This is a genomic window from Phaeobacter sp., from assembly GCF_022825805.1.
Lineage (GTDB): Bacteria > Pseudomonadota > Alphaproteobacteria > Rhodobacterales > Rhodobacteraceae > Phaeobacter.
The window spans coordinates 1-25,045 of record NZ_JAJDWC010000062.1 but is presented as its reverse complement, the minus strand read 5'-3'; the positions used below and the strand labels follow the sequence as shown (position 1 = coordinate 25,045).

Sequence of the window (25,045 nt, the reverse complement as noted above, 5' to 3'; positions counted from 1 at the left end):
CAATACCACGAACACCATCCCGGCCCGCGGCGAATGAAACTGCCGTAACGTGAGGCCTGACAGAAGTTCGCTCTCGATTGAATGCCCGGAAGGTCAGATACCTCTTGCGCTACGGGCGGCAACCACAGAAGTTCTCAGTGATCAATTTTTCTCTGACTTTGCCACCAATCAGTCCACGCAGTTCTTTCGGGGCTACGGAGGGGTCGAAGAGGTAGAGCCGCTTGGAGGGCAGATCGCGGATACGCGGGATAAACCGATACGACAGCAGTGCGGTGGCGGCGAAGACGTGATCCGTAAAGCCACCAGTGTCAGCGTACTGTTCTTTGATCTTCCGCCCAGCATCATGCATCAAGAGGCCGTCGAGGATGTATGGGGCCTCGTTCACGGTGGCCGGAATGTTCTGAGTGGCAAACGGACCGAACTGATCGGACACGTGGGTATATGCTTTTAGCCCTGGCTCTGATCCATATTTGGCGTTGATCAAATTCATGGCCTCGCCGTGACGTGTCGTCGGAAAGAATTGTCCGTCGCTGGACGCAGTAACGCCGCTGCCCCAGTACCGCGCCATCGGCAATTCTGACTGAGCAGCGATTACCATCGCAAGCGCCCGGTTGATGGCGTCGCTTTCGATATGCCAACGCGACAGACGCGAGAGTTGGAAATAGTCGTGCGAGCTTGTCGCTTCAGCCATTTTGCTGAGGCCAAGGTTCAATCCCTCAGCTAACAGCACGTTCAGCAGCCCGATGCGATCCCTGCAAGGAACGCCCGTGCGCAGGTGGGTGAAGGCTTCGGTAAATCCGATATCGTCATCCACTTCCTGCATCAGGTCGGTAATTCGAACTGCTGGCAGGCGGCCATATAGATCGAGCACCATGGCGTCGGCCTCGTCGGGCACAGTACCGGTCAGGCGATCCACCTTGAGGACGCCATTTTCAATGGAGCCACCTGGGATTGCACCCGTTCGCGTGGCTTTGGCCAACCTCTCAAGACCTTCCTGCAGCCGTACCTTTCGGTCGGCCAGCCAGACCTCCGGCTCAAATGGCATGGTCAAGCGCGGTGAGGTTTTCGCAGCCTCTATCGGCACGAGGGCCTGTTTCAGGTCGGCATAACGCCGGGAATGGGCAAGCCAGATGTCGCCGGATCGAAACGCATCGCGGATTTGGAACAGAACGGCGACTTCCCAAAGCCGGTTGTCACCGGGCTTCTGCACCTTGAGGTGGCGATGCCATTTCGAGCTTCTTCGCAGGAAAGCGGTCTGGCGGGGCGCATCGGCCTGATCTTCAGCAATGATCTTGTTGGCTTTCATCAACGGCGCTGCCACAGGGGCGTTCCGGATATCAAGCACGCGTAGCATACGCGGTGCGTACCGCCGGAACCGATGGTATCCATGAACGACATGCGCCAGAGCGTCGGCGGCCATCGTATCGGTCAACTCAGCAGCGGCTGCCACCATGCATTCGAGACGTGTCCACCCGCAGGCGGTTTCTGTTGCATCATCAAGAGATGCGCCATCTCCCTTGGCTTCCAACAGCGCCGCACCGAGGTCTTTGAACGACCGTAACGTTTCCTGCAGCGATGATCTGGCATCCGCGATCCGCGCATTGCATAGCTTCTTGGCGGCCCGCCAGGTTTTACCGACGATGCGGTCATGGGTCTCAACCACGGCATCCGCAATGGCGGCAGCCCATTCGATGGCGCAGACGGCTAGGATCGCCAGACGCCGGTCAGTGGTGATGTCGCGTAATCCATCTGCGAAGTACCGTTCACCCTGGCGGCGCAGCCGTGTGAGCCGGTGAGGTGGAATGCCGTCCAGGGTATCAGGCGACAGCTTCAATCTCCCAAGGAATTCCAGCCGATCCAACAGTCGGGATACACCCGCTGAGTTACTGCCCACCTCGAACTGACGCACCCAAACGAACCGACTGACTTTGCCATCAACCATCTCGGTCAGCAGGGCGTCCAGCCGTGCCTTAGTCTGATCATTGAGCCTAGCTGCAATCCGGCTTTCTATTCTGCGCTCCGCCCCAACCAACGCATCCGCGCAGAGCCGCTCGATCACTGTGGCACCGGGCAGGATCGTCTGCGTCCGGCGGCATTCTTCAACAAACTTGCGCGCCAGATCGTCGTTGGACCGGGCCGTTTCGGCCTCATTCTCAAGCCAAGCCTTGAGACACCGTGCGCCCTGGCCCGAGAACATCTTGAAGCCGTAAATCTGGCGAATGGAGTGCAAATGTTGCTGACGGGTCTGACGCCGCGCGGCATAGGGTAAGATATCTTCGCCGGTCAGGCCAAGCTGGGCCGCGATGAAGCGCAGAACCTTTTCCGGGATGACCTCATCAGACGAGAGAAGGCGTCCAGGATATCGCAACGCACAGAGCTGTAGGGCGAAGCCGATCCGGTTCTCCGACCGTCTGCGTTCATTGATATGCTCAAGGTCGTCATCGGCGAGGGTGTAGTGGAGCAGCATCGACGCGTCGTCGGTGGGCATATCGAAAAGCGTCGAACGCTGGCGCTCGGTCAGGATGGATCGTCTCGGCATGGGAGTGTCCTCAAAACGTGGTTGATCATTTTGAGACAGCGCATAATATTAAGACGAATAATGAGACAGATTTGATTGGCAAAACCCCAGTCAGCCGGACTGCCCGAAATCCTGCCTCTAAAACGAACGGTTAAAAGACAGTGAAACCACGCCTTATCGTAGCAGCCATCGTTTTTTGGCCATGGATCATCATCGCAATGCAGTTGCTCGTGATCTGGTGGGCGACATCACGCGGCTGTGTCGTGTCAGCGCGCGGGCCAGAACCATGCATCGTGATGGGAATGGACATTGGAGAGCAGATCAGCGGGATGTGGACTGTCGGCTATCAAATCGCTTTTTCTCTCATGTGGGTAATCCCTGCAGTTCTGCTGTGGGCCATCATAGAAATCGTTAGAGCTTTTCGCAGTGGCTAGGGTGGGCGACATCCTCGGGTACGCGCGTGTCTCAACTGCCGATCAAGACCTCAGAGGCCAAGTCAGCCGTCTGAAAGATGCCGGTGCCATTCGAGTGTTCGAAGATGTCGTTTCGGGCAAACAGTTCAACCGACCTGGACTATCTGCTTTGATCGATCACGCTCGCCCTGGTGATAGCCTGGCCATCATCCGGCTGGACAGGCTTGGGCGGTCACTCAAAGAACTCCTGGAAACCGTCGAAAACCTGAAAGAGCAGGATATCGGGCTGATCAGCCTAGAAGAGCGCATCAACACAACATCCGCCGCTGGCGAACTGATCTTCCATGTCTTCGGGGCCATCGCCCACTTCGAACGCCGTCTTATCTCGGAGCGGACAAAAGACGGTATCGAAGCTGCCAGAACACAGGGCCGACAACCGGGACGACCGCCCCTCGAAGCCGAAACCGTCTTGGCCCTGCAAAATCTCGTTCAGGCCGGAATGACTGCAGGACAAGCCGCAAAACAACTCGGTATCGCAAGATCAACAGCATACAGATTGATAAAGGAAACAGCGCACACCTAGCCAAACGGCCTTAAGGTGTCATTCTGCCCCTAGCCGGAACAGACCCCCTCATTGTCGATGAAGATGGGATCTACGATCCGCGTCATCCCAATGATCGGCTACTTTTGGGAATGAAAGGGACCCTGAGCGAGATGGAGTTGTCGGTCCTTCGGCAACGGTCCCACGAGGCGCTCCGCCAGAAGGCACGCCGCGGTGAGCTTTTCATGACGGTTGCCATCGGCTAATGCATTGAGCCCTTATGTTGATGCATATACCCTCATCGAAACCGCAAAGATGAACAACGTCGATCCCGAAGCATGGCTCACATGGGTGATGGAGCGCCTCCCAGATCACAAGATCAACCGCATTGAGAAATTGATGCCCTGGGTCTGGAAGACAAAAAACGCTCAAAACGCCGCGTGACCGGACGCTTACACAAAAGATGCAATCTACAGGCAATTATTTTTCAATTTTTTTGTTGCAGGCACCCCCCCAATTGTGCGTGGCGAAGGTGGTACCATCAGGCGGGCGGATATTGGTATAAGGAGCTCGACGGTAGGTTTTTCTCAAGTTGCAAGGGACTTGAGAAAATGTTCATTACCATCCAACCGCATGAAGTTGCAAATAAAATTGAACTTGTTATGGAAGTTTTTAAGTTGCGTAAGAAAATATTCGCCGACCAGCTCAACTGGGAGGTTCCAGTGAAGGGCGAGTTGGAAATTGACACCTATGACGCCGAGAACGCCAGTTACTTCGTTTGGTGCAGTGATGATGGTAAAATACTTTATGGCTGTGTTCGCCTCATGACAACGGCCGGTCCGACCCTGCTACACGATGTCTTTGGACGCACGCATGGTTTCAACGATGACCTAAAACAACATGACGTATGGGAAGGGACGCGCATGTGCGTTGATGAAGATGCCATTTCCCGCGACTTCCCGGACATGGATCCGGGGAGCGCCTTCTCGTTGCTTTTGTTAGGCTTGTGCGAGGTGGGGCTGTACCATGGGATCAACCGGTTGGTGTCAAACTTCGAACCTTGCATGAGCCGCGTCTATCGTCGCGCTGGTTTGAAATATGACATGCATGGCAAAGCCGACGGCTATGGCAAACGTCCCGTTTGCTGCGCGTCTTTCGCTGTAAATGAAACAGTGCTTGATGAAATGCGCGCCAAGCTTAGCGTCGATCTGCCCTTGTACCGAGCACCTGCCACTGCGACCCGTTTGGTTTCACCTGACAATTCGGATGCCCCTGTGCGCAAAGCTAACTGACACTCAATAAGTAAGAAGAAAAATGAAGCAAAGCTACAGAAACGCAATCGAGCAGGGCGGGGACATGATCCCCGCCGCTCTTGGCAAGGCGGAACGGTTGTTGACCAAATCGCCCGATGACCCCCGCGCCAAAGCCTATAAAGGAAGCCTGTTGGTTTTGATGGCTGAAGGGTTGAAACCGCCCAAGCAAAGAATCTATCGCAGCAGTGGCCAGAGTTTGTTGACCGAGGCCCTTGAAAACGCGGATGAAAGCAAGCCTTGGTTTTCTGAGCTTGTTTTTGTCGCCTCAATGTCGATCACGTATTTGGAGTTGGGCGAAACGACCCATGCATTGTTTTGCCAAAGGATCAAGGAAGCAATTGAAAGCCCCGGGTTCAACGATCTGTCTCCCTTCGAAAAAGTCGGTCTGCTTTGCACTGCATCGATCGTCATTGAAAACGGAGATGGCTCAAACATGAGTCATACTAAGGTTCAAACCGCATAAAGGGTGTGCCAGGCCAACTGGTGCGAGTGTAGCGGGTGAAAGTCCCGCAGGAAGAAAAGGAGGGGGTATGAATGATTTGTGAGCGACCAAACGCCCCGGATTTTGTTAGGAATTTGGTGAATTAGTCTCGATGTGATCTGACACCGCCCCCAATACCCGCAATTGTATGTGCTCGGAATGGTACCGCCATCCGGGTGGATATCTGCATCGGCGGCCTTTTTCTAAAACAGTCTGATCGACACCACGCTGGCAAAACGAGCCGCATAACCGAGATGAGGAGTGACGCAATGCAGACGATCAATGCCGTCGACATCCTGCGCCACAAACCGCCGTTCCGATTTGTTGAACAGGTTATTTTAACGTCTGAAAACCGGGCAATGGCGATGGTTCCAGCGAACCCGCCAGCCACCAAATGGGCCGCTTGCCCGGAGTTGAGCGTGCTTCCCGTGGAGTATGCCGCTCAGGTCATGGGCGTGCTGATCCGAAGCCGTTTGGGCGACACATCTGCCAACGGCGTGTTGGCAGGCATCACAGAATTTGCTTGGGACTTTATGGCCGAGAGCCTTCAAAGTGTCGAGTTGCGGCACAGCGGGACGCGCGGCGCGTTTCATGACTTCAAAGCAGATTTTCTGAACAGAAACAGTATCGTTTGTGCCCAGATGGCTGGGTTTGTCCATCTGTCACCGGGAGATGGTAATCGCAAATCGGTGCATGTTGACGTTCCCGAGGATGCGCCAATCTATTACGTTACCGGGTTTCAGCGAGACGGTGATCAGGTCGCAATGTCTGTTACGATGCGGCGCGATTGCCCTGTCTATTTTGGCCACTTCCCGGATGCGCCGCTGACACCCGGTGTTTTGATCGCGGAAATGATGCTGCAGGCCGCGTGTCACAACCGACCTGGCATGGGCCTACGCCGCTTGTCCGACCTTGTTTTTAAATCTCCGCTCCTTCCGGGGGATGTTGCTGAGCTGAAGCTCAAGGAACACGCTCCCAATCGATTTTCCGCCACGCTGTTGCGCGGTAGGAAAAGGCTGGCTCGCGCAAAACTGGAACTTGATCACGTGCCAGCCGCCACCTCTTCACTCTCATCTGACTCATTTCTTCATAAGGAAACTCAACCATGAACACTCCTGCATTTGCTCCTGACGTTGCCGAAAAGATCCGCAATGTCGTGATCTTTGAAGGCCTCGAACTCGAAGAGCTTGGCATTGAACTGGACGAGATCGAACTGGACACGATGCTGTTCGAAGAAACCGGACTGGATCTGGATTCGGTTGACGCTCTCGAAGTTCTGGCTGGTGCACAACGCGAGTTTGGCGTGACCTTCCCGGAAATCGACAGCGATTTCATTGAAAACAACGCCTCGACCGTGCGCCAACTGGCCACCACCGTCACGCTGCATCTCGAAGAGACCGCAGCAGCGTAAACAGGCTTTGCCACCTTCCAACTCGGGACATAAATGAATGATCTTCTTTGAAAACCTCAACCATCCCTTGGCGCGAAGCGTGGCAGATGCCTGCGCAGCCCAGGGGGATGAAATCTTTGATGTCTCTGCCAGCAGCGGTGGTTTGGCCGATACTATCAAGGCCAATGGTACTCCGCGCGCTCTGGTTCTCACTCCTCCAGAGCGTTGCGAAGCCCGTGTCCTGCGCGACGGGTTTGCTGATCCGGCCAAAGCGCTGGAATTTGGGCAGGCGATCCATAATGATGCGATGCAATTCCTCTCGGATTGTCGTCTGGCCACCCAGGCCATGATGACTGCCAAAGCCGGCCATGTCCTGTTTCTGGGCATTGACGATGTGGCCGCGCGCCTTGTCGGACTGCCAGAAAGTCCGATGGCCAATCAATTGCGTGTCTCAGCGCTGAAATCCTTGGCCAAAGAATATGGCCGCATGGGGATCAAATATAACGCAATCTTGTCCCAGCCGTCGAAGGAAACGGTTGATCCCAAGACATGGCGCAGCCAGCGTGATCAGCTCAAGGTGTACACGATGCGCTTTTCCCCCAATGAAATCCGCGAATATGCCGATTTTTGCACGCAAGCCGTCCAGGGATATCTGCCGCTGAATGGTGGCCTTCTGTGTCTGGGCAAGGGCGTAATGGAGATGGCGGCATGAGTATCTCGAAAACCGCTTTGATCACCGGGGCGACCCGCGGCATTGGCCGTGCCATCGCCCATAAATACGCGGATGAAGGTTGCCACCTTGTGGTGGTCTATCGTTCGAACCAAAAAACCGCCGACGAGACCAAGGCCGAGCTTGAAGCCAAAGGCACCGAAGTGCTTATGCTGCAGGCCGACCTGTCTGACGCCGTGGCCTGCGCCCGTGTTGTTGCCGCCGCCAAGGACCGTTTTGGTGGGATTGATACGCTGATCAACAACGCAGGCGGGGCCTATGATGGTGCCTTTGCCGCAATGAACCCCAAGGAATATGCCAATCTGGTTCAGTGCAATCTGGTTGCCCCGATGCTGTTGACGATTGCCGCCAAGGATGAACTGATCGCATCGGCCAAGGCCGGGCGCGGTGGCGAGGTGGTGATGATGGCCTCGATGGCCGGTGTCACTGGCAAGGAAGGGCAGGTGCCCTATTCCACCACCAAGGGCGGATTGATGGGGGCCACCCGGCTGCTCGCCCGAGAGCTGGGGCCATACGGCGTGCGCGTCAATGCGCTTGCCCCGGGGTTCATTCGCACCGAAATGGTCGAGATCCTCGAGCCGAAAATGTACGAGCATGTGCTCTCGGCCTCTGCTTCTCCTCGCATGGGCGAACCTTATGAAGTGGCCAATGCGGCCTGGTTTCTCGGCTCTTCCAACTCTTCCTACCTGAATGGCGTCATCCAGCGGATTGACGGCGGGTTCCTGCGCTAAAGGGTTATTATGAAAAACATTTCTACGGCTTATGAGACCGCGCCCGTGGTGCGTGGCATGGGTGTCTATTGCCCGCTCGGCACCAATTGTGCCGAATTAGAGACCGCGCTGCTGGAACAGCGCGATAGTATCGAAACCATCACCAGCTTTGATACGTCGCGGTTCTTGTCCGACCAGGCTTCAGCCTTTGGCAAGGATGTCGATATCGATCTGGACACAGGCGAGGCGGAATGGATGGACCGCGCAACCCTGTTCACCATCGCTGCCTATCGCGAAGCGCTGGAACAATCGGGGCTGAACCTTGACGAGATTGATCCGGGCCGGATTGCGGTTTGCCTTGGTTCGTCTCATTCCGGCTTGGTGCGCACCGAAGACGTGGCGCGCGCCGTGATCGACGATGCTATCGACACACTGGATTCCAAAGTGATCTCGGCCACGCTTGTATCGCATTGCACTGCAGTGATCAAACGCATGTCCGGTGCGCGGGGCAGGGTGCTGACCATCTCATCTGCCTGTGCCAGCTCGAACTCTGCCATCGGGGTTGCGGCGGATATGATCCGCAAAGGCGAGGCCGACGTGGTCATCGCGGGCGGTGCTGATACGGTGTCGCTGTCGGTCATGGCCGGGTTCAACGCATTGCGCGCCCTGGCGGCAGAGAAATCTGCACCCTTTGGGCAGGATATCGGCCTGTCGATTGGCGAAGGGGCCGGGATCGTCATTCTGACCCGCAGCGATGTAGATGGCGCAGCGGATCATGGTCGCATTCTGGGTTACGGCTTGTCCGGCGATGCGCATCACGCCACCGCGCCCGATCAGGACGGGGCCGGGGCCGCCAACGCCATTGTTGCCGCGCTAAAAGACGCGGGCGTCGAAGCCGCCGAGATCGGTTACGTCAACGCCCATGGCACCGGAACCGAGGCCAATGACGGCGCTGAAAGCCGCGCCATTGCCAAACTGTTTGGTGACAGCGTGCCGGTTAGTTCGACCAAGGGCTATTACGGCCACACCCTGGGCGCATCGGGGGTGATCGAGACGATTTCCTCGATCCTGATGGCCAAGCACGGCAAAGCACCGGCTAATCTGCGCATCGAAACTCTGCGCGATGGGGTCGAGCCGCTGAACTTTGCCAAATCCGACAGCACCGCAGGGCCGGATACGACCCTGTTGGTGAACAATTTCGGCTTTGGTGGCAATAACTCTTCACTGTTGGTGCGCGTCGGGCATGAGGCCGCCGAAAGTGTTCTGCCTGCCTCGAATGTGGACGAGATTGTCATCACCGGGGCGGGGGCATGCAGCGCTGCCGGTCTGGGCCGGGATGTGTTTGAGAAAACCCTGCTCGCCAACGAGCCGATTGCTGAAACCGGAGCCAGCGGTTTTGCTACGGCCAAGGTTGGTCCGCTCAAGTTTAAAACGCCGGATCTGAAACACTTTGCGCGCACATCGCCAACCACTAAGCACGCTTTGGTCGCGTTGAGAGAAGCGATGGGAGAGGATGCCGAGATCTATGCGGAAAACCAACGCTCTGGCCTGATCGGCGGCGCGGTGTTCGGAGCGCAGAAACCGACCGAGAAGTTCATGGAATCTGTGTTCCAGGGCGATCCAGCTTTGGCCAATGCGCATTACTTTCCGATGATCACTATGAACGCCACGGGTGGAGCGACCTCGCTGGCTTATCAGATCAAAGGATATACCACGACTGTGTGCGGATCGGCGGCGGCGTTGGCCTATGCGGCGGATTTGGCGGCTGTGGATCGCCAAGATCGTGTAGCGGTGGTCGCCGGGGATGAAATGACCGAGCGGTTGGAGCACATCTATCACCGCACCGGCGTCTTGTCCCATCCCGAAGCGCCCCGTCCTGGCCGCGCAGATTCGCTGGGTGAGTTTGGCGGAGCAATCACTCTGGAACGGCGCAGCGCTGCCGAGGCGCGGGGCGTGCCGGTTATCGCACGGCTGAAAGGCTGGGCCACCCGTCAGGATCCCGTCGATCTGTCGGTGGAAAAATCCGGCGAGGCTTTGGTCCGCGCGCAGAAAGCCGCGCTGGAGCAGGGGGGCGTCCCGTCCAGTCAAATCAGCCGCATCGTCTTGTTGGACAAGGGGCTGGCCCCGACCCAGCGAGCCACGACCAACGCGCTGAAGGTCACTTTTGGTGACAAAGTGCCCCCGGCGATCCGCCCGGCGGATGTGTTTGGTTATACGCCCTCATCGGGGCCGCTAATGACTGTGATTGCCGGGTTGCTACCGGATACAGGCGTCACCCTAGCCACCGGCTATGACGTGATCGGCGAAGCATTCGCCTTTGTTCTGGAAGGTGGTGCAGAATGACCATCGTGGCGCGAAACACCTTTCCGGTTACCCAATATCGCGTGATTTTTGGTGACACGGATGCGGGAGGAATCGTCTACCACCCCCGCTATCTGGAGTTGGCCGAACGGGGCCGTAACGAGATCATGCGCTATTTGGGGCTGGATGTCGGGCACCTTTTTGCCAAGGAAAACTACGGTCTCGCCCTGCGCAGCTGTCAGATGAAGTTCCACACACCGGCGCTGTTTGACGATCTGTTGACCATCCAATCGAACCTTGGCAAGCTGAAGGCTGCCAGCTCGGTCTGGGTGACCAAGATCAAGCGCGGCCCGACTGAGATCTGTACCGTCAACGCCGAAATCATCTGCATGGACCGGATCAAACATCATCCGGCCATGTTCCCTGCCCCTGTCATGGCCGCCTTTCAAGCCGCCGAACATGCCAAATCAAAGCCCGTCGCAGAGGTGACATCATGAAATTGCTGGAAGGAAAAACCGCCCTCGTGACCGGGTCCTCGCGTGGGATCGGGCGTTCGGTTGCGGTGGAATTTGCCAAACAGGGGGCCAATTTGGTCCTGAACGCATCGCGTACATCGGATGCGATGGATGAAACCGTTGATCTCGTCAAACAAGCCGGCGCGCAGGTCATCACCTCGATCGGGTCCGTTGATCAAGAGGCTAGTGCGCGCGCCATGGTTGACGCCGCGGTGGACACGTTCGGCAGCCTGGACATCTTGGTTAACAATGCCGGGATCACCCGTGACAAACCCCTGATGATGATGAGCGAAGAAGATTTCGACGACGTCATCTCGGTCAATCTGCGCGGCACCTATCAGTGTTCCCGCAAAGCGGCGCGACAAATGATGAAACAGCGTTCGGGTCGCATTATTCAAGTCAGCTCGATCTCGGCCCTCTCCGGGCGCCCAGGTCAGTGTAACTACGCTGCATCCAAATCGGCGCTGGTCGGGTTCACCAAATCCCTGGCGCGTGAACTGGGCAGGTTCAACGTGTTGGTCAACGCGCTTTACGTCGGCGTGATCGACACCGACCTGACCAAGAAAATGCCTGCAGCGGCAAGGAAAACCATCACGGCCAATATCCCTTTGGGCCGCGTTGGTACCCCCGAAGAGGTCGCGGGCCCTTGCGTCTTCCTCGGCTCCGATCTGTCCACATTCGTGAACGGCACAACCATCAACATCTCTGGCGGAGGCTATGTATGACCCCCTTGACCCTTGAACAGGCGCGCGCGCAGGCGGCGGCGCGTCAGGAAACCACCCTGAAACTCAAAGAGGCGTTGATTGATTGCCTCGCGCTGGACAAAGAGCCAGCGGATATCCCCGATGATTGCCTGCTTTTTGGCGTCGGTCTGGGTTTGGACAGCGTTGATGCGCTGGAAATCGTCGTCGCGATCGAAAGCGAATTCGGCCTGCGTGTCGAAGACGAACACATGAAGGAAATCCGTTCCATTAACTCCATCGTCGATCTGGTGATCTCGGTCGGTGAACTGCAAGCAGAGGTGGCCTAAATGTCAGTATGTTATGAAAAAATCCGTAATCACGCCGGTCTGGTTGATCTGGAAAACTGGGTGCGTTTCGATGTGAGTGGCACTGACGCCGTAGACGCGCTCGACAGCGCGGTGGGCTGCAATGTGCTGGATCTGTTCGAGGGCAAAGCCACGAACACGCTGATCCCGACAATTGATGGCGGCGTGCAGGCCATCCTGTGGCTGATCGCAACCGAAACTGGGTTCCTTGTCATTGCTGAACCCGAAGAAGCAGCGCCAGTGGCAGAGGTATTGAGCGAGCTGGCTGACAGTTTTGACGTCACCGTCACCAATCAGGCGGACAGCCAGTTCCACCTGGTGTTGACCGGCCCCGAAGCCGAAGCCATGGCCGAAGCGGCGCTGGGCGAAGACATTCCATCCATCGCCTTTCTGAACGCCTTTGATCTGCCCTCCGGTGTGACAGCGGCACGGATTGGTTTCTTTGGCGAATATGAGTTGCACCTGTTTGGCGGGGTAGAGGCCAAGGCGGACACAATCGCAGCGCTGACTGCCGAGGGCGGCGAGGACATCATCACTGATCAAAGCGCCTTTCCAGTCATGATGGCGGAAATGCGGATCCTGAACCGGGCGCGTGACATTGCGGATGATGCGTCGGTCTTTGATACCGGTCTGCAATGGATGATTGATTTCCAAAAGGACAACCTGCGCGGCGCTGACGCACTGAATGACCGCCGTGATCAGGACAGCCGCAGCTGTGTCTTGATGGTGTTGGACGGTGATGCCGCCACGGGCACGCTTGAAGTTGAGGGCGAAAATGTTGGTGTGATACGTTCGGCCTATGCGTCCGATACGCTCGGGAAAACCGTGGCGCTGGCCTATATCGACGCGGATCTGGCGGTGCCTGGCCTGGTTCTTGGCAGCAACCTTGGGGTTGCTGAAACCGTGGCGGCCCCGGCCTTCTTGTCCAAATCGGTCACCAACGCTTTGGGTCCGGCAGCATAATCATGGCACAGGTCAGCGACGATACCACATCCAACAACGGCCCGTTTCTGCGGGCCGCCACACGGCTGATGCTAATTGGCCTCGCCGTCATGGTGCTGGCTCTGATGAGTCTGTATTTCTCTCCGATGGAGCTGGCACCCTTCGTATCGTTGGGCCTGTATGCCATGCTCTTTGTTTTGGAGCGCCGTCATGGGGTTCTGTCCCCGGTGACAGCCCTCATGACCGGTTTTTATGCCATCCTGTCGGGCGCGCGCCTTTATGCGCCTGATATCGCTTGGTCCGCTTATGCGGCCCCGACGGTGTATTTCCTGCTTGCGGCCTTGGTCTGGGGGCAACTGCTGAGCGGTCGCCCCTTTACCATGGTTTACAGCCGGGGTATCGGCTATGCGCCCTTGCACACCTATATGTCGGTCATGTGGGGGAGCCTGCATGTTCTGGCTGGCTGCGCGGCGCTGTTTCTGATGCCCAACCTGGCCTTTCTGATCGTACCTATGGTGCTGATGATTGCCGGAGCGATTGGCACGCTGGTGTTGAGCTTTGTCACTATGGGCAGCGCGCATGGGCGGCAAAAGACCCACCAATCGGGCAAATTCACCTTTCGTCAGGTTCAAACCCCCGCAGAGCATGACCTGTTCTATGCCACCATTGCCGAAGCATATCGGGCTGATCTGCAACGTGCCGCCGGGCCGCGCCGCAAGATCGACAAAGCCCAGATCGAAGCCGAGCACCGCGCCTCGGATGCCAAACGCGATGGCCATTCCATGCCGTTTCTGGTCTTTGACGGTGACAAGGCAGTGGGCGGGATCTGCATGTTCCTGGATCACAAAACCCTTGGCTTGCCAGTGGAACACGAAGCTCAATTCAGCGCTGATGATTTCCGCAAGCGGGGCGGTGTCGTGGAGATGGGACGTCTGGGCGTGATGCAACGCTATCGTCTGGAACGGGGACTGCTAACCGGCTTGTTCAAATGCGTGATCGAAACTGCTGCCGAACAGCGGGCGCATACGATCCTGAATGATAGCTTTACCTGGCAGATCAAGCTTTACTCCAAAATCGGTTTTGCCCCGATCACTGATGAACCCTATGCCTGCGAAGACAGCTCGACCGGTTATGGGCTGACAGCTCAGCCGCTGGCGATGGATCTGGCGCGGATGGTGCGGCTGGATCAGCAAAGCACCACCGGCAGCGAAGTGCGCGACACGCTGAATGACTACGTGATCGAGCGCTTTTTTAAGCTGCTGGCCGTGCAGGAAATTTTCCATCTGCGCCCAGCGGATACCAAACCTCAACCCTATGCGTATGAGGTAGTACATGCAGCCGAGTAATCCAAACCCAACCAAACCTTGGACCTTAGGAAGTATATTGAAAATGACCTCTCGAATCTGGATCAGCATAGGTGCCCTGGCGGTGATTTACGGGTTGACCGTCACCGGATGTAGCCCGGTCGCGGATGCCGACGGCACCCCGCGCATCAAGACCACCGCCATGGATCAACCCCGCCTGACTGAGGCCAGCGCGCTCTGGTCCGAAGAAAACGGTGCCTATGGCGATCCGTTCACCACCGGCAAAGCCGCCTATGACATTGCGCAACTGACCCATGATCCCAAATGGGCGCGCGAAGCGATCAGCCAGTTGGAAAAGGCGCGCAGCGAAATGCCGAATTTCCCTTCGGCCACCGCCTATCTTGGCTCGGCGCATGCCCTGATGGCACGTGACTATCCTTTGCAGGGCGCATGGCAGGCGCTGCCCGGCCCTGGCTTTGTGCGTATTTACCACGTGGAGCGGGCCGAAGCCTTGTTGTCCGAGGCCGTCGCCATCGACCCGACAGACCCGGTCGCGCGCCTGATCCGGGCTGCCACGATAATCGATATGCCCGGGGTTCTGGCCGATCATGACCTGGCTTTGGCCGATTTCGACCAATTGGCGAAATGGGAGGCCCAGCCAGAGCTGAACCCACAACACGCCGACGTGTTGCGCTCGGCCAAATGGCGCGGGGACTTTTATAGCGCATACACCCGCGTTCTGGCTGACCAGGGCAAGACCGAACAGGCCGCCACCTATCAGCAGAAACTCACCGCCTTCAAAAAGGAGTTCGAATAATGTCGAGCGAAAACAGAATTGCCATTACCGGGCTGGGCTTGGTGGGACCTTGGGGGACCGGTCTGGAGGGCCTTTGGGACGCACAGACCAACGGTACAGCCGGTTTCACCCCCTGTTCGCGCTACGATAATAGTCTGCCGGCGGCCGAGGCGCAAAAGCTTGACCTGCGTCGTATGCTGAAATCGGGGCAATTGTCGCGCGCGCCATTGGTCTCGCAATATGCGGTGGCAGCTACCCATCTGGCCGTCACGCAAGCGGATATGCTGCCGGAGCGCGGCACGAAAAATGGCGGTGTCGGTATCGTCTTTGGCACCTCAAACGGGCCGGGGGCGGCGACGCAGCAGATCTATGACGATCTGATCGACACAGGCCCCACTGGCGTTAAACCGCGTGTTTTTCAGGAAAGCGTGTTCAACGCGCCGGCGTCGCTGGTCAGCATCCATTTCGGCTTTGCCGGCCCGATCCAGGTGGTGCCCGCCGCCGGCTGCTCCGGCACCGCAGTGCTGTTTCAGGCGCAGATGATGCTGGCTCAGCCGGAGATTGAGGCGGTGATCGCCCTGTGTTCCGATGAAATGTGCGACGCAATCCAGAAAGGCCTGCGCGATCTGAAATGGCATGCCGATTACGATGGCCTGGGCGGTTTGACCGACGGGGCTGTTGCAGGTGAAGGTGCTGTGGCCATGATCTTGGAGCGCGCCACCCATGCTGAGGCGCGTGGTGCCAGGGTTCTGGCCGAGCTAGCGGGAGTTGGCCTGGCCAATGACGCCGCCGCACTGGGTCGCCCGGCCAAAGATGGCCGGGGACTGGTGGCTGCCATCGAAACTGCGCTTGAGGATGCGCAGACGCAGGCGGGACAGGTTGACATAATCCTGACTGGGTCTGCCGCCACCAAGATCGAGGATCAGCTGGAAAGCACAGCCATCACAACCGTGTTTGGAGAGGCAAGCCCGGTGCAAGGCAGTTCCAAACGCTCGACCGGATTTGCCATGGGCACCGCCGCGCTGGTGGAAATCGCCTTGGCCGTGGCGGCGATCAACCGTAACGCGACACCCGCCTCTGTTCCGGGCGAAACCGCCAATATTGACACCATACTTTGCAACGCCATCGGCCTGAACGGCCAGTTTGGCGCAACCCTGATCAAAGGAGTGGCAGCATGACCCAGACAGTTTGGATTTTCCCAGGCCAAGGGGCCCAATCGGCCCGGATGGCAACCAAGTTCATCGGACGCGAGACGTTTGAAACCGTGTTGGACATGATCGAGGATATCTCGGGCCAGCCGGTGCGCGCGTTTACCATCCAAATGGCTGACCCGGATCTGAAACGCACTGACCGGGCGCAGTTGGCGATCTTTGCCATGTCGAGTGCCATCGCTGCCTGCCTGCGCGAAGAAGGGTTGAGCCCCGCTTTTGTCGCCGGGCATTCGCTCGGCCATTTCTCCGCTCTCGCAGCGGTCGGCGCCTTGTCGCTTGAGGATGCGACGCAATTGGTCGTCGAACGCGGGCAGCTGATGCTGTTTTCCGGCGAACGTGTCGCCGGGGGCATGGGCGTGGTTCAGGGGCTGACGGCGGAAGTCGTGGCTGATGCCCTGAAAGAGGCCAAATTAAAGATCTGGCCCGCCAACTTGAACTTGCCTGAGCAAATTGTGGTTTCGGGTGCAGTTGAAGATCTCGAACCCGCTCGCGCCGTGTTGACTGCAAAGGGCGGCAAATGGGTGCCTCTCAATGTGTCCGGAGCTTTTCATTCGCCGCTTTTGGCCAATGAAGCGCGCGCATTTGCTGTTCGAATCAAGAAAACCGAATTTTCCACCCCGATTTGTCCGGTTCTGTCCAACAAGGATGGGTCAGTCATGCGATCGGCGCGGGACATTCAGGATGATCTGCTGTCCCATATGACTGGCCAAGTGAACTGGACAGCGGTGATGTCACAGATTGCTGATCAAACTCCTGCCAGCCTGATCGAAGTTGGCCCGGGCAAAGTGCTGACCGGCTTGATGCTGCGGTTCAACGCTGCGCTGAAACCCGCCAGCACCGAGGTTCCGGCCCTGATGGACCGCGCCATCACAGCGAACAAAACTCAAATGCAAGAGGTCGCGGCATGATCCCGCATATGTCTAATCGCGGCGCTGTTGTCACCGGATGCGGTGTCATCAACGCCATTGCCAATGATTTCAGCAGCTTCGGAGAAGCCATGTCGCGCGCCGAAAGTGGTCTTGGCGATATTTCCACCTTTCCCGCCAATGGGCTGCGCAATCCGCGTGCCTGCGAAGCCAAGGGATTTGATGCCGAGGCCATTCGGATCAAACGGGGCGACAAGCGTATGGATCGCAGTTCTGCCCTGACTTTGGCTGCTTTTGATCAGGCGATGGAGATGGCCCAGCTTGACCCAGCCACCGTCAATCCGCGGCGCGGCGCGGTTCTGTCGGGGTCTACCCTTGGAGGCGCGCGCACCGGGATGGACTATTATCGCGGTCAAAGGGCAGGCAAGCGCCGTCCCAGCACGCTGCGAGACTATTCGTTGCATTCGCCGGGCTACCGGCTGTGCATCGAAACCGGTTTTATGGGCCCCAATCTGGTCTATTCGACCGCCTGCACTTCGTCCAATCTGGCGCTTGCTACGGCGCAGGATCTGATCCGCGCGGGCAAGGCTGACGTGGTGCTGGTCGCCGGGTTTGACCCGATGTCCGAAGTTTCGGCCGCCGGGTTTTCGGTGATGCGCAACGTGTCGCCCGAGTTATGCCGCCCCTTTGACAAAGATCGTCAGGGGTTGGTTCTGGGCGAAGGCAGTGCGCTGATGATTGTCGAGGCCGAAGATTTTGCCGCCAAACGTGGTGCTCCGGTCATGGCCAAGCTGCGAGGCTACGGCCTGTCGTCAGACGCACATCACATGACTGCCCCAGATGTCACCGCGCAGGGGCCGATGGCTGCAATGCGCAAAGCGCTGGAAATGGGCGGCGCGGAGGCGACACAGGTCGATTTCATCTGCGCACATGGTACCGGCACCCTGCATAATGACGCGATTGAGGCCAAGGCCCTGCATGGCGTTTTGGGAGAACGCGCAGCCGAAGTGCCGACCGCTTCGATCAAGTCCATGGTCGGGCACACTCTGGGTGCGGCGGGCACGATGAACGCGGTCGCGGCCATGGCGGCACGGGCCAAGCACATCATCCCGCCCACTGTGAATTTCCGCGAAGCCGAAGCCAATAACCCGCTGTCCTGCGCGCCAGAGGCCCGCCCTGGCCCGCCCTCTTTGGTCTTGTCCAACACGCTCGGATTTGGCGGTTCTAACTGCTCGGTTCTGATGGAACTGGCCTGACACAAGAATCTGATGACATGAAAGACATGGTAACCACCTCGTATGACATTCAGGCCATCATGGCCCGTCTGCCGCATCGCTACCCGTTTCTGATGATCGACAAGGTTGATGAAAGCGGGCCGGGCTATGCGGTGGCGATCAAGAATGTCTCAATTAATGAACCCTTTTTTCAGGGCCATTTCCCAGATTACCCGATCATGCCCGGTGCGCTGATTACCGAAGCCGCGCTGCAAGCCTCAGCCTTTGTCGGGCAAACTAGGGACGAGACCGGCGATGCGCCGGATGCGTCGAACACGCGGTTCTTTTGTATCGGCTTCAACATGAAGTTTTCCGGCACCGTTCAACCCGGCGATCAACTGCGCATCGAGGTGCGCCTGATCAAACGCATTGGGTCAATGACCAAGGTCAAAGCCCGCATTTCCACTGATAACGGCCTGGTCGCGACTGGCGATATGAACCTGGCCACAGCCCCCAAGGAATACTGACATGAACAAGATTAGCATATTTTCCCGCGCGCTTTGCCTCGCCTCTTTTGCGGCTTATGGGCCGGTGGTGGCTATGGCGGTACTGCCCGTCACACCTGTGATCGCACAAACCGCATTGGAAAGCGCGATTGCGCTACATGATGCGGGTCGCGCCGGTGATACCGGGGCAACCGCACAAGCGGTCGAGGCGTTCCTTGAGCTGATGAAAGCCGAGCCGGGCAACGCCATGTCGGTTGCCTATCTTGGGTCCAGCTATGCGATCATGGCACGTGACAGCCGCTCAGTCGCCGACAAGGTGCGCTTTACCAATCGTGGACTGCGTTTTCTGGATCAGGCCGTGGCCATGGCTCCAGACGACTTCACCGTCCGTTTGATCCGCGCCAGCGTCGCCGGAAACCTGCCCGCCATGTTTGGCCGCAGCGAAACTGCGATTGAAGATGGGATCGCGCTGGACAAGATCTTTGGCGCGGTGCAATCCCCGGCCATGGCCCCACATATGATCGGTATCTATGACATGCTGTCCGAACAGGCCGCAGATCAGGGCGATTGGGCAACCAAAGCCGCCGCAGCTCGCAAATTGGCGGGGTCTTGATCATGGGTCAGATCTCGCTCAGATCGGTCTGCCGCACCTATGCCAGCGAAGCCTTTTCGCTGACGGTGTTGGACGCGGCTGATCTGGATATCCCCGACAACGCTTTTGCGGTGATTTGCGGCCCCTCCGGGTCAGGCAAATCCACGCTGCTGAACATGATCGGCGCGCTGGATCGCCCCGATAGCGGCACAATCACCATTTCGGGCACCGATATCGCCACGCTGAACGAAAAGCAGCTGGCAAAGTTCCGCAATGAAACCATCGGCTTTGTGTTCCAGAGTTTTCACCTGTTGCCGGTGCTTACGGCGGTGGAAAACGTCGCCTGGCCGCTCTATTTCCAAGGGGTCAAACGACGCGAGCGTATGGAGATTGCACGCGAAAAACTGGCTTTGGTGGGTTTGTCTGAACATGCCAACAAACTGCCGGGCAAGCTCTCGGGTGGGCAGCGTCAGCGCGTTGCTATTGCCCGGGCGCTGGTCTGCAATCCGCGCATCATTCTTGCCGATGAACCCACCGCCAACTTGGATCGCAAAACTGCGCAGGGGGTTTTGGATCTGATTAGTGATCTGAACGCCCATCATGGGGTCAGTTTTCTCTGCGCCACGCATGACAATCTGGTTGTCGAGCATGCGCGCCAGATCATCAGCCTGAGTGAGGGCAAATTGCATATGCAAGAGGTTCTCAACCTGAGCGAGGTGGCCCAACATGCTTGATCTGTTTTACATCGCGGCGCTGAACATTTTCCGCAATGCACGCCGATCCACCATCACCATTCTGTCCATAGCGGTCGGTTGCTGCGCCCTGACCTGTTTTGGTGCCTTTATCAACTTTACCTTTGAAGGCCTGCGCGAAACCACCATCCGTACCCAGCTGGGCCATATGCAGATTTATGCCGAAGGTTATTGGGAAAAACACGTTTCCGATCCGGCCTCGGTCATGATCCATGACGTCTCCACACTGGAAACCGCGCTGGAAGGGATCGAAGGTGTTTCGACCGTCACTCATCGCGTCAGCTTTTCCGGGATAGGCACAACCGGGCAGGCCTCAGTCAATATGTCAGTCACCGGCGTTGACCCGCTGCGCGAGATGGATTTCGCCGATTTTGAGATCGTCGTCAAAGGGCGCAACCTGCTGCCCGGAGATACTCAGGTCGGTGTGATCGGTGACGAGTTGGCCAAAGGGCTGGAGGCACAGATTGGCGATTGGGTCACTGTGATGACCACCTCGCTGGACGGCATGCTGAACGCGGTGGACTTTGAGATTGTGGGCATCGTGCGTACAGGATCGACCGAATATGACAGCGTTTTTGCCAAAGTGCCCAGCGATCTGGTGCAAACCGTCATGGACACCACTGCCGTGGAACGGGTTGTGGTGATGTTGGACAACACTGCTGATCTGCCGGCTCAGCGCCCGGAAATCGACGCCACAATCGCTGCGTTGCCCGAAGCTTATGAAACCCGCCAATGGAACGAACTTGCCGGGTTCTATGAAGCGGTTGTGTCGCTCTATAACGGGCTTTTCCGCATCTTTTCCGGCATCGTTGCGGTGGTGGTGATGTTCTCGGTCGCCAATACCATGACCATGGCGGTCTTTGAACGCATGGGGGAAAGCGGCGCGCTGCGTGCCATCGGAGCCACCCAAGGTACCACCATGCAGATGTTTCTGAACGAGGGTCTTTTCATTGGGCTGCTGGGCGGCACGGTTGGGGTGATCTTGTCACTGCTCATTTCCTGGGGGATCGAGATGATCGGGGGCATTCCAATGCCGCCTCCGCCCTCCATGTCACAAGGCTATCAGGCCTTCTTACTCATGACACCGGCTGTGCTGGCAAAAGGCTTTGTCGTCTCGGTCGCCGCTGCGCTGGTGTCTTCCATTTACCCTGCTTGGGCTGCGTCCCGTGTCAATATTGTAGAGGCTTTGCAAAAACCATGCTGAAATCCATCATCAAACCCGCCCTTGTCGCTCTTTCCATGTCTGTCGCAGCCGTCGGTGCGTGGGCCGCAGACGGAGCCGCCCTGCTGCGCAAAGTGGATGACATCCGCGCACCCGGAGCGAATTTCACATTCGATCTGACGCTGAATTCCGGCGGCAAGACTGAGAAGATGGAAGTGTCGGTGCAAAATTCCACCAAGGGACTCGTTCGTTACACCAAGCCGACCAAAATGGCCGGTCGATCCATTCTGTTTGTAGACAAGAACATGTGGGTCTTTGTTCCTGGAACCCGCCGCGCATTGCGCATTTCGCCGCAGCAACGTGTGTTGGGCGGTGTGTCGTCTGCTGATGTCGCGCGCACCGTTTATTCCAGCGATTACAAGGTTGTCAGCACATCTGGCAGCGGCAACGCAATCGTGCTGCAACTGACTCCCAAGACCAAATCCGCCGCTTACGCGCGTATTGATCTGACTGTGACCAGTTCCGGTGCCCCAAAGCAGGCTGTGTTTTATGCAGGCGGTGGCCGCAAGCTGAAAACGATGCATTTTGGCGGCTACAAGTCGGTTTTGGGCGCAAGCCGCCCGACCCAACTCAAAGTGGTTGATCATCTCGAAGGCGGCAAGGTGACCACCATGACCTATAGCAGCTTCAAAAAGGCCAAGACACCGGCCGCTTGGTATCAGCCCAACAATTTGAGCCGCTTGTAACCCATCGCGACACGACCCCGCCCCAATAGACCTTATTCGAAGATTTGACATGACGTTGTTTCGACAGTCAGCAACAGCTTTGACGACAAGTCTGGCCCTGCTTGCCACTGGCCCTGCCTGGGCTTCGGAACTCCAATTTGATCTGATGGGGCGGGTCAGCCTTTACGGGAAACGCGCCAATTTGGTAGCAACTGACCTGGTGCCGAACCCGGACGCATCGGGCTACCAAGATGCGCTGGCCGGGATGTCAGGTGTGATGGGGGCGAAACTGAGCTACGGGCGCTTGAGCCTGGCCACACAGTTTCGTGCCGAAGCGCGAGACGGGCAGGTCGAAACCTTTACGGATGAAGCCTATGCCGAGTTGCTCTTGGGTGAGTCACTGTTTTTGTTCGGCGGGCGGAGCATTTTGTCATACGGGCAGGCCTATGGTCTAAACCCAGCTGACATTCTGCACGATCCCCTAGCCGAAAACAGGATTTTCCCGTCAGGACAGGCCCGCAGCGACGTGGAAGGGACCGAGATGATCGGTGCGGATATGTTGTTTGACAACGGCTCCAGCTTTTCGCTGATATACGCACCGGATCGCGAAGACCCACGATTGGGCATCAAAGAAGATTTTGCAATGTTGCGGTTTTCCGGCCTGATAGCGGGCGGGGCAGGCGATTATTCTGTGGCGCTGATTGACGGAAATCGACCGGGCGCTGCATTGTCCTTCAGTTGGGGGATTGGCGATGCCTCTGTCATCTATATGGATGCCGCGTTCCGCAAAGGCCGCGAAAAACAAGCCATTTCGGGCACTTCTCCCTTGGGCCATCTGTTGCTGGAAACGAGGGAAACCGGCAAGATCCACCCATACGCTACCTTGGGGTTTGGCTATACTTTTGGTAACGGGCTTTCGCTGAACGCAGAATACACCCGGGATGCGGGAGGGTATTCTGACAGTGAATGGTACCGGATCGTGGATGCGCTTGACACGACCACACCGGCCCAATCCACCGTGCATGGTCAATCTTTGAACCAGCTCAACGGTTTGCTGAACCACTATACGCTGCGGCAGAACTACGGATTTCTACGTGTCAGCCATGACAATCTGTTTGGCAAAGCCGTTAGTGGCGAAGTGACGGTTCTGCACGGATTGGACGATGGCTCCGGAAGTTTGGGGCTACGCCTGGAAATGACATTGGGGGATCGGGCAACGCTCGGCCTGACAACCACACATAAATACGGTGGGGAGAACAGTGAGTTCACCCTGCGTCCTGAGGGTGATGCCATCGCCATCTATACCACAATGAAGTTCTGACCATGACCCTGATTGCGACACCGACCAACGGAACCAAAGTCCTTCCCATTCGTGAGCAGCAAAGCAAAAGGCTGAACTGGCCAGGAGGCACAGCCCAACTACACATGCAGCGCTTGCTGTCAAATTACCGGCTGCCTTCTCATTTGTTGGATCATCTAACCAAACGCGACAGGCAAAGGCTTGAGCGTAGTCCACGGCCGGACAAAACACATCGGGCTTTGGCCGCACGGATCGAGTTGCGGCAGATGCTGGGGAATGTGTTGGATATGCCTGGACCAGAGATCAAGCTGGTCAATGATAGCGAGGGTCGGCCCGGTCTGCATCCGCGCTATGGAGTATCGCGTGACGCGCTGGACTTTTCCATCAGTTACGGAGCCTTTGGCTTTGCGGTTTGCATCACGGCGGGCCGTCGTGTTGGATTGGATATCGAACGTTTCAGTCCCAAGCAGGCCGATAGTTTTGACAAGCTCTTTGGCAGTCGTCAGTCGCGCCGTGCGCAGACGCATTTCATCCCGCAAGAGCTTTGGACACGCATGGAAGCCTATGGCAAAATGCATGGAGAGGGGTTGGATTATGGAATGCAGAAACTGTTCAAGATCGCCATGAATCCTGCCGAAGCTCCGATTCCCTGCCACTTTCTTGACTTTCGTATGGGGGTCGGTGTTTCGGCATCGGTGTGTCTAAGCGGTCCGGAGGCCGGTACACCGAGTTTGTGCCATGTATAGACCGTTTAACGGCCACAGGTGAGTTTGTGTCAGATCAAACCCATCTGGGTTGCTTTGGTTACAGCTTGGGCTAGGGTCACACTATCAAGTTTGACTCGCGCCATCTTGAGGTACGATCGCACCGTGTGTTCGGACAAGGATAGGATGATGGCAATCTCGGAATAGGATTTCCCGAGGGACGTCCACTTCAGACACTCATATTCGCGCGGTGACAGATGTGGCACATCTCCAGCTTCGGCAAAGGCCTCTGAGACACCTTTCATGTGGAGATCATGGGCCAACATCTGCAATTGGCCACCGTTCTTTGCGATGAAGGTACGAAAGGCGTCATCGTCGAGGTAAGAGTTGAGTGACAAGACGCTTCGCCGTCCGACCTCATCCTCGTAGGGAATTGAGTATCCGCTTTGTCCGATCTTGAAGTCTCTGGATTTGCTCAAAAAATCAAGTTCTGGGTCCGCTAGATCCAGATCGGACCAGAGGAAAGCCTTTTTTGCGACAGTTGCCGCTTTCAAGATCGGGTCGCTCGCGACCAAGTTGTTGAGCAAATAAAATGTCACCCATTCCGGCGGGTAAGTGGTTCTTACGAAGGGATTGTCCATCTGGGCGGAGACGCTTTTCATTAGGTGGAAAGTGACGAAGTCAATTTCGCAACATCCCTGTAACACCGCTATCGCATCCGCCACGCTGTTGGACAGCAACAGGTCATTCAGTACGCTCTCATAATCAAACGGCACGGCACAGTCACTCCTTAACCGATATTTCCCAAGTGACTTTTGGTTTGTGCATAGCGTAAGGTGATTGGCGCAATGCGGCAAGCAATCTGTGCCGTTTGTGTCGCTAACAAGCGATATGTCCGGTGTAGGTAACATGCGATCTGTCCGGTTTTATCATGTCTCCGAAAGGAGGCGTTATGAAGCGGACAGAAGTGTTACAGGAAGTTCGACTTATGAAGTTCGAAGACGTGTATTC

At 57.1% G+C, this 25,045-nt stretch carries 26 protein-coding genes and 2 pseudogenes; 26 read left to right on the top strand and 2 right to left on the bottom strand.

Annotated features, from left to right (window positions below; genetic code table 11):
- Nucleotides 1–139 precede the first annotated feature (139 nt).
- Nucleotides 140–2,539: pseudogene (locus Q0C28_RS06605) on the bottom strand (Tn3 family transposase); the annotation flags it as partial.
- 405 nt (nucleotides 2,540–2,944) lie between these two features.
- Between Q0C28_RS06605 and Q0C28_RS06600 the strand changes: the two are divergent.
- From Q0C28_RS06600 to Q0C28_RS06475, 26 genes and pseudogenes are all read left to right on the top strand, one after another.
- Nucleotides 2,945–3,514, top strand: coding sequence for a recombinase family protein (locus Q0C28_RS06600; RefSeq protein WP_293573997.1), 570 nt, complete (start codon nucleotides 2,945–2,947; stop codon nucleotides 3,512–3,514).
- 20 nt (nucleotides 3,515–3,534) lie between these two features.
- Nucleotides 3,535–3,738, top strand: coding sequence for a recombinase family protein (locus Q0C28_RS06595; protein WP_366934225.1), 204 nt, complete (start codon nucleotides 3,535–3,537; stop codon nucleotides 3,736–3,738).
- Nucleotides 3,739–3,760: 22 nt separating this feature from the next.
- A pseudogene (locus tag Q0C28_RS06590) lies at nucleotides 3,761–3,916 on the top strand (transposase domain-containing protein); the annotation flags it as partial.
- 167 nt (nucleotides 3,917–4,083) lie between these two features.
- On the top strand, nucleotides 4,084–4,764 hold the full coding sequence (locus Q0C28_RS06585) for an acyl-homoserine-lactone synthase (RefSeq protein ID WP_293573995.1): 681 nt from the start codon (nucleotides 4,084–4,086) through the stop codon (nucleotides 4,762–4,764).
- A 22-nt stretch (nucleotides 4,765–4,786) separates the two neighbouring features.
- Entirely contained in the window at nucleotides 4,787–5,248 is a 462-nt protein-coding gene (locus tag Q0C28_RS06580; protein WP_293573993.1) for a hypothetical protein, read from the top strand.
- 194 nt (nucleotides 5,249–5,442) lie between these two features.
- A complete protein-coding gene (locus tag Q0C28_RS06575) occupies nucleotides 5,443–6,375 on the top strand; it encodes a hypothetical protein (protein WP_293573991.1) in 933 nt (310 codons plus the stop codon).
- A complete protein-coding gene (locus Q0C28_RS06570) occupies nucleotides 6,372–6,677 on the top strand; it encodes a phosphopantetheine-binding protein (RefSeq protein WP_293573989.1) in 306 nt (101 codons plus the stop codon). The genes Q0C28_RS06575 and Q0C28_RS06570 overlap by 4 nt, the downstream gene beginning before the upstream one ends.
- Before the next feature lie 37 nt (nucleotides 6,678–6,714).
- Nucleotides 6,715–7,368 (top strand): hypothetical protein, encoded by a 654-nt coding sequence (locus Q0C28_RS06565; protein ID WP_293573987.1) that lies wholly within the window; start codon nucleotides 6,715–6,717, stop codon nucleotides 7,366–7,368.
- Complete coding sequence (locus Q0C28_RS06560) at nucleotides 7,365–8,117, top strand: SDR family NAD(P)-dependent oxidoreductase (RefSeq protein WP_293573985.1); 753 nt, start codon at nucleotides 7,365–7,367, stop codon at nucleotides 8,115–8,117. Before Q0C28_RS06565 ends, Q0C28_RS06560 begins: the two co-directional genes overlap by 4 nt.
- 9 nt (nucleotides 8,118–8,126) lie before the next feature.
- Nucleotides 8,127–10,439: a beta-ketoacyl-[acyl-carrier-protein] synthase family protein gene (locus Q0C28_RS06555; RefSeq protein ID WP_293573983.1), complete on the top strand. Its 2,313-nt coding sequence runs from the start codon at nucleotides 8,127–8,129 to the stop codon at nucleotides 10,437–10,439.
- The gene (locus Q0C28_RS06550; protein WP_293573981.1) at nucleotides 10,436–10,894 is read left to right on the top strand and encodes a YbgC/FadM family acyl-CoA thioesterase; all 459 of its coding nucleotides are present in this window, start codon (nucleotides 10,436–10,438) and stop codon (nucleotides 10,892–10,894) included. Before Q0C28_RS06555 ends, Q0C28_RS06550 begins: the two co-directional genes overlap by 4 nt.
- On the top strand, nucleotides 10,891–11,637 hold the full coding sequence (locus tag Q0C28_RS06545) for a 3-oxoacyl-ACP reductase family protein (RefSeq protein ID WP_293573979.1): 747 nt from the start codon (nucleotides 10,891–10,893) through the stop codon (nucleotides 11,635–11,637). The genes Q0C28_RS06550 and Q0C28_RS06545 overlap by 4 nt, the downstream gene beginning before the upstream one ends.
- The gene (locus Q0C28_RS06540) at nucleotides 11,634–11,942 is read left to right on the top strand and encodes an acyl carrier protein (RefSeq protein WP_293573977.1); all 309 of its coding nucleotides are present in this window, start codon (nucleotides 11,634–11,636) and stop codon (nucleotides 11,940–11,942) included. Before Q0C28_RS06545 ends, Q0C28_RS06540 begins: the two co-directional genes overlap by 4 nt.
- On the top strand, nucleotides 11,943–12,923 hold the full coding sequence (locus Q0C28_RS06535; RefSeq protein ID WP_293573975.1) for a glycine cleavage T C-terminal barrel domain-containing protein: 981 nt from the start codon (nucleotides 11,943–11,945) through the stop codon (nucleotides 12,921–12,923).
- Between the two features lie 2 nt (nucleotides 12,924–12,925).
- The gene (locus Q0C28_RS06530; RefSeq protein ID WP_293573973.1) at nucleotides 12,926–14,248 is read left to right on the top strand and encodes a hypothetical protein; all 1,323 of its coding nucleotides are present in this window, start codon (nucleotides 12,926–12,928) and stop codon (nucleotides 14,246–14,248) included.
- Between the two features lie 43 nt (nucleotides 14,249–14,291).
- Nucleotides 14,292–15,023 (top strand): hypothetical protein, encoded by a 732-nt coding sequence (locus Q0C28_RS06525; RefSeq protein WP_293573972.1) that lies wholly within the window; start codon nucleotides 14,292–14,294, stop codon nucleotides 15,021–15,023.
- Nucleotides 15,023–16,180 (top strand): beta-ketoacyl synthase N-terminal-like domain-containing protein, encoded by a 1,158-nt coding sequence (locus Q0C28_RS06520; protein ID WP_293573970.1) that lies wholly within the window; start codon nucleotides 15,023–15,025, stop codon nucleotides 16,178–16,180. Before Q0C28_RS06525 ends, Q0C28_RS06520 begins: the two co-directional genes overlap by 1 nt.
- Nucleotides 16,177–17,121 carry an acyltransferase domain-containing protein gene (locus tag Q0C28_RS06515; protein ID WP_293573968.1) on the top strand — a complete coding sequence of 315 codons (945 nt, stop codon included), beginning with the start codon at nucleotides 16,177–16,179 and terminating at the stop codon, nucleotides 17,119–17,121. The genes Q0C28_RS06520 and Q0C28_RS06515 overlap by 4 nt, the downstream gene beginning before the upstream one ends.
- A complete protein-coding gene (locus Q0C28_RS06510; protein WP_293573966.1) occupies nucleotides 17,118–18,335 on the top strand; it encodes a beta-ketoacyl synthase in 1,218 nt (405 codons plus the stop codon). Before Q0C28_RS06515 ends, Q0C28_RS06510 begins: the two co-directional genes overlap by 4 nt.
- A 17-nt stretch (nucleotides 18,336–18,352) precedes the next feature.
- The gene (fabZ, locus tag Q0C28_RS06505; protein WP_293573964.1) at nucleotides 18,353–18,820 is read left to right on the top strand and encodes a 3-hydroxyacyl-ACP dehydratase FabZ; all 468 of its coding nucleotides are present in this window, start codon (nucleotides 18,353–18,355) and stop codon (nucleotides 18,818–18,820) included.
- A gap of 1 nt (nucleotide 18,821) precedes the next feature.
- Nucleotides 18,822–19,412, top strand: a complete 591-nt coding sequence (locus tag Q0C28_RS06500; protein WP_293573962.1) for a hypothetical protein — start codon at nucleotides 18,822–18,824, stop codon at nucleotides 19,410–19,412.
- Nucleotides 19,413–19,414: 2 nt separating this feature from the next.
- Complete coding sequence (locus tag Q0C28_RS06495) at nucleotides 19,415–20,125, top strand: ABC transporter ATP-binding protein (protein WP_293573961.1); 711 nt, start codon at nucleotides 19,415–19,417, stop codon at nucleotides 20,123–20,125.
- Nucleotides 20,118–21,347, top strand: a complete 1,230-nt coding sequence (locus Q0C28_RS06490) for an FtsX-like permease family protein (protein WP_293573959.1) — start codon at nucleotides 20,118–20,120, stop codon at nucleotides 21,345–21,347. Before Q0C28_RS06495 ends, Q0C28_RS06490 begins: the two co-directional genes overlap by 8 nt.
- Entirely contained in the window at nucleotides 21,341–22,051 is a 711-nt protein-coding gene (locus tag Q0C28_RS06485) for an outer membrane lipoprotein-sorting protein (protein ID WP_293573957.1), read from the top strand. The genes Q0C28_RS06490 and Q0C28_RS06485 overlap by 7 nt, the downstream gene beginning before the upstream one ends.
- Nucleotides 22,052–22,100: 49 nt before the next feature.
- On the top strand, nucleotides 22,101–23,351 hold the full coding sequence (locus Q0C28_RS06480) for a hypothetical protein (protein ID WP_293573955.1): 1,251 nt from the start codon (nucleotides 22,101–22,103) through the stop codon (nucleotides 23,349–23,351).
- 2 nt (nucleotides 23,352–23,353) lie between these two features.
- Entirely contained in the window at nucleotides 23,354–24,076 is a 723-nt protein-coding gene (locus tag Q0C28_RS06475) for a hypothetical protein (RefSeq protein WP_293573953.1), read from the top strand.
- 29 nt (nucleotides 24,077–24,105) lie between these two features.
- Here Q0C28_RS06475 and Q0C28_RS06470 read toward each other — a convergent pair whose 3' ends face one another.
- Nucleotides 24,106–24,810, bottom strand: coding sequence for an autoinducer binding domain-containing protein (locus Q0C28_RS06470; RefSeq protein ID WP_293573951.1), 705 nt, complete (start codon nucleotides 24,808–24,810; stop codon nucleotides 24,106–24,108).
- Between the last annotated feature and the right edge of the window lie 235 nt (nucleotides 24,811–25,045).

Excerpts from the sequence above, each read along its gene's own strand:
- Q0C28_RS06545 (WP_293573979.1), top strand. The coding sequence starts at position 10,891 with ATGAAATTGCTGGAAGGAAAAACCGCCCTCGTGACCGGGTCCTCGCGT.
- Q0C28_RS06585 (WP_293573995.1), top strand. The coding sequence starts at position 4,084 with ATGTTCATTACCATCCAACCGCATGAAGTTGCAAATAAAATTGAACTT.
- Q0C28_RS06555 (WP_293573983.1), top strand. The coding sequence starts at position 8,127 with ATGAAAAACATTTCTACGGCTTATGAGACCGCGCCCGTGGTGCGTGGC.
- Q0C28_RS06480 (WP_293573955.1), top strand. The coding sequence starts at position 22,101 with ATGACGTTGTTTCGACAGTCAGCAACAGCTTTGACGACAAGTCTGGCC.
- Q0C28_RS06510 (WP_293573966.1), top strand. The coding sequence starts at position 17,118 with ATGATCCCGCATATGTCTAATCGCGGCGCTGTTGTCACCGGATGCGGT.
- Q0C28_RS06515 (WP_293573968.1), top strand. The coding sequence starts at position 16,177 with ATGACCCAGACAGTTTGGATTTTCCCAGGCCAAGGGGCCCAATCGGCC.
- Q0C28_RS06475 (WP_293573953.1), top strand. The coding sequence starts at position 23,354 with ATGACCCTGATTGCGACACCGACCAACGGAACCAAAGTCCTTCCCATT.
- Q0C28_RS06570 (WP_293573989.1), top strand. The coding sequence starts at position 6,372 with ATGAACACTCCTGCATTTGCTCCTGACGTTGCCGAAAAGATCCGCAAT.
- Q0C28_RS06500 (WP_293573962.1), top strand. The coding sequence starts at position 18,822 with ATGAACAAGATTAGCATATTTTCCCGCGCGCTTTGCCTCGCCTCTTTT.
- Q0C28_RS06565 (WP_293573987.1), top strand. The coding sequence starts at position 6,715 with ATGATCTTCTTTGAAAACCTCAACCATCCCTTGGCGCGAAGCGTGGCA.
- Q0C28_RS06485 (WP_293573957.1), top strand. The coding sequence starts at position 21,341 with ATGCTGAAATCCATCATCAAACCCGCCCTTGTCGCTCTTTCCATGTCT.
- Q0C28_RS06560 (WP_293573985.1), top strand. The coding sequence starts at position 7,365 with ATGAGTATCTCGAAAACCGCTTTGATCACCGGGGCGACCCGCGGCATT.
- fabZ (WP_293573964.1), top strand. The coding sequence starts at position 18,353 with ATGAAAGACATGGTAACCACCTCGTATGACATTCAGGCCATCATGGCC.
- Q0C28_RS06540 (WP_293573977.1), top strand. The coding sequence starts at position 11,634 with ATGACCCCCTTGACCCTTGAACAGGCGCGCGCGCAGGCGGCGGCGCGT.
- Q0C28_RS06550 (WP_293573981.1), top strand. The coding sequence starts at position 10,436 with ATGACCATCGTGGCGCGAAACACCTTTCCGGTTACCCAATATCGCGTG.
- Q0C28_RS06525 (WP_293573972.1), top strand. The coding sequence starts at position 14,292 with ATGACCTCTCGAATCTGGATCAGCATAGGTGCCCTGGCGGTGATTTAC.
- Q0C28_RS06490 (WP_293573959.1), top strand. The coding sequence starts at position 20,118 with ATGCTTGATCTGTTTTACATCGCGGCGCTGAACATTTTCCGCAATGCA.
- Q0C28_RS06530 (WP_293573973.1), top strand. The coding sequence starts at position 12,926 with ATGGCACAGGTCAGCGACGATACCACATCCAACAACGGCCCGTTTCTG.
- Q0C28_RS06535 (WP_293573975.1), top strand. The coding sequence starts at position 11,943 with ATGTCAGTATGTTATGAAAAAATCCGTAATCACGCCGGTCTGGTTGAT.
- Q0C28_RS06520 (WP_293573970.1), top strand. The coding sequence starts at position 15,023 with ATGTCGAGCGAAAACAGAATTGCCATTACCGGGCTGGGCTTGGTGGGA.
- Q0C28_RS06495 (WP_293573961.1), top strand. The coding sequence starts at position 19,415 with ATGGGTCAGATCTCGCTCAGATCGGTCTGCCGCACCTATGCCAGCGAA.
- Q0C28_RS06580 (WP_293573993.1), top strand. The coding sequence starts at position 4,787 with ATGAAGCAAAGCTACAGAAACGCAATCGAGCAGGGCGGGGACATGATC.